At 32.7% G+C, this 3,297-nt stretch carries 3 protein-coding genes; 1 reads left to right on the top strand and 2 read right to left on the bottom strand.

Translation table 11 applies throughout. The features are described 5' to 3' along the window. Positions 1 to 7 precede the first annotated feature (7 nt). Positions 8 to 1,414, bottom strand: a complete 1,407-nt coding sequence (locus CWB66_RS10950; protein ID WP_138585402.1) for a hypothetical protein — start codon at positions 1,412 to 1,414, stop codon at positions 8 to 10. A 165-nt stretch (positions 1,415 to 1,579) separates the two neighbouring features. Then, a complete protein-coding gene (locus tag CWB66_RS10945) occupies positions 1,580 to 2,194 on the bottom strand; it encodes a DUF6037 family protein (protein WP_138585401.1) in 615 nt (204 codons plus the stop codon). 357 nt (positions 2,195 to 2,551) lie between these two features. Between CWB66_RS10945 and CWB66_RS10940 the strand changes: the two genes are divergently transcribed. Then, a partial coding sequence (locus CWB66_RS10940) for an integron integrase (RefSeq protein ID WP_252371742.1) occupies positions 2,552 to 3,297 on the top strand: 746 nt, incomplete at its 3' end.

The raw sequence follows: 3,297 nt of genomic DNA, 5'->3' as shown, positions 1-3,297 counted from the left end.
CCTCCGGCTACCCGATTATATTTTTTGTTAGCCAATTTACAATAACTATTCTGATATAACGATTGAAATTAATGTAATCACTTGTTTTTTCCTGAGAAGTAAATGCTATCTCTCTTTGCATATTCATGTCATGTTCATCAAAATAAAACCGTCCCGCATGGAAGTGACCAGATCTAACACTATAAAAATAATCCGATAAAGCCTTATCAAAACCACTTTTACTATATTTAACCATAAATTCAGAAAAACTAATTTTTTCAAAATTCGAAAGAGCTTCGACCGAACAAATTTTATAAGCTTGTTCCAATGTCGGCTGTTTTTTCCCCAATGTTAAGGCAATGTTGTACATTCTGCAGCAAGATAAAAACGCTTCCTTTTTCCTCTTTTCTAAAACTGAAATACTTTTGAAGTACTTCCTAATATCAGAAGGGACTCTAATTTCATTAATAGGATAATGCGGTTCATCACTCACAGGGATAAACTCTGGTTTAGTTTTACTTTTATTCTTGTTTTTACTTATTTTATGGTTAGTAAATACGCCCTCTAAGAAATCGTTATTGGATATGGTTTCTTGAGTTAGAGAGCTCAAAAAGTCCATTCCTCCATTATCGTTTTCCATAGCAAAATTAACTGTAAGTTTCCCTGAATCGAAAGAGTTTACGTGCTCTATATCTTTTAAATCTTTTAAGCCGTAATGATTATCTTTGACAATAAGTCCAAGTTCATAATCTACAAAACCAGTTCTGTAGCGATTAATATAAAACTCTTCTTCATGTTTTATTGTGAACATTCTGAATTCAGAACTAATTGTTTCAAACCCTACATCAAGTAAAACTGATAGGTAAGAGTTTGTATTCACTGTGTGGTTGTAAGCTAAGCTTCTGGCATGTTCAATGTTAACAGCTTTAACCTCTGTATCTAACATCACAACCTGTTCAGTTAAGGGCTCTTCTTTACTTGTCCAGCAATGTGGTTTTATTAGAAATTTATAATCAGAGTTTATAAGAAACTCCCCTCTCATAGGGTGAGAGTTAAAAATCTTAGAATATGTTCTAACTGTGTATTCTTTTAAATCACCATTATGCTCACCACCTAGTAGCTCATCAATGAAACTAAGCACTTCATATTTCAAATGAACTTCATTAAAAGAACTAGGGCCATCAAGCAGAACTAAATTAATATTGAGTATTTCCGTTGAGCTTATTTTAAATGTAATCTCAAATTTACATTCATCTCCATTAACAATATTACGAGTTGTAAAGCTTAAGTTTTTTGAAGAGCCACTTTCATTATTAACCGTTGAAGAGCTTAATAGTTCTTCACTAGTCGATAAAACTACCGCCTGAATTCTATTGAGAGTAAAAGAGTTTATCTTGTACTTTTTTTCGTGTTTATAAGAAACTAATTCATTCATAATCATTTTTGTATGGACTCACTGATTCATTAAAAAAATATAACGCCGCATTAAGCGGACAAAAATAGTGGGTTAAAATGTGTAGCAAAGCGAAACGTAACCCACTGTTTTTGTTACGTTTAGGTGCCTTGTTATATTTATATTTCTACGAGGCTATTAGAAATTTCATTTATTCGTAAAATTCCTAATAATTTCAGCATCACTTTTTTCTCGCTCACTCTTTGGTGAGTAGCAAAAACTAACTGTATTATCATCTTTGAACTTTTCGTATAGCTTAGGTTTCAGTAGCCTAGATTTATTATCATTGAATATTGATCTTGTCCCATTATCCGAGTTTCTACGAACACCGTAACAATATATTTTATTTGGGTCTTCACTATCGCTTTCAGAAAGTGATTTATTCATAGCCTTTTTTAAAAGATTACTCTTTGATAAATCTACTTTATCAGGAATAAATTGAGCAAAGTGTTCATTAAACTGTCGTAAAATACTCCCAAGATTTTCTGTCCACTCGATACCAAAATACTCTCTCAATTTTCGAGCATTAGCGAAAAGTTCTCGGGCATTGGCCTCAACAATTAAGTTGTCATCAATATCATGTGCTTTTAAGAATTCAACTTTCAAAAGAGCATAAGGATTTACCTTAACTTCATGATCTTGGTATAGCTTAACTAGGACTACATAATCTACATTTTTGTAGTTAAAAGAAAATGCTTCTATTATCCATCCTTTAACTTCCATATCTGATTTAAGTAGTCTGAAATTCTCAAATATATTCATACCTAGCCTTTGCTCAAGTGTTTGTTATAAGTAGTAAAACCTAGAAAAAAGATAAAGTACAGCTTGATGATGTGACGCATGAGTGATTAGCTTCACATTCTTGAATTTGAGGTATGTTGACGCCAAATAAATATAACAATTTTGTCTACGACGTTTGTCGTTTTATAAACCGACAAATGTCCATATATTACAGTGCATTTATCTTAACCATCAAATAAACACCTGTAAACAATTAGTTAACTGGAAATTATTTTTAATCAATGCACAAATACACCGAAATGGTGGAGATCAGTAATATTGGACAAAACAACAAGCACTGTCTATATATACAGTTAACTTTTACTAGAGATTCATATCATGAAATCACCTTTTTTAACTATGATAGCCGAACAAATGTATCTAAAGCGTTATGCTAAAAGTACTATTAAAGCGTATTTATACTGGATAGCTTCGTTTATTCGATTTAACTCTATGAGGCACCCAACAACGATGGGAGATAATGAGGTCGAACTTTTTTTAAATTACTTAGTCAATCAACAAAATGTTGCTCCTAACACTCAAACACAAGCCTTAAATGCGTTGAGCTTTTTATTTAAAGAAGTGATTAAAAAGCCACTTTCATTATCATTAAGTTTTATTAAGAGCAAACGAGCAACTAAACTACCGGTAGTTTTAACGCAGCAAGAAATAAATAATTTTTTTAAAGTGTGCTCTGCAAAGCATTATTTACCCTGTGGATTACTTTATGGCAGTGGTATGCGATTAATGGAGGTACTGCGTTTACGGGTACACGATATTGACTTTGACTATAACTGCATTCGAATTTGGGATGGCAAAGGAGGCAAAAATCGTGTTGTAACCCTTGCCGTAGAGCTCACACCGCAATTACGTTCCCAAATACAATTAGTTGATAGTTATCTACAATTAGATCTTAAAAACCCTTTGTATTGCGGTGTGTACATGCCGCATTTGTTACGTAAAAAATATCCAAACCACAATAGACAGCTGGGCTGGCAATATTTATTTTCATCACATAAATCAGGGCCTGTTGACCTTTCAGGATTAAAATTTGTTCAATCTAGGGGCTATTTAATCGCGGCGTG

Source organism: Pseudoalteromonas sp. S558, from assembly GCF_005886635.1.
In the GTDB taxonomy this organism is placed as follows: Bacteria; Pseudomonadota; Gammaproteobacteria; order Enterobacterales; family Alteromonadaceae; genus Pseudoalteromonas; species Pseudoalteromonas aliena.
Note: the sequence above shows the minus strand (reverse complement) of the source record. Positions and strands in the feature narration are given on the sequence as shown.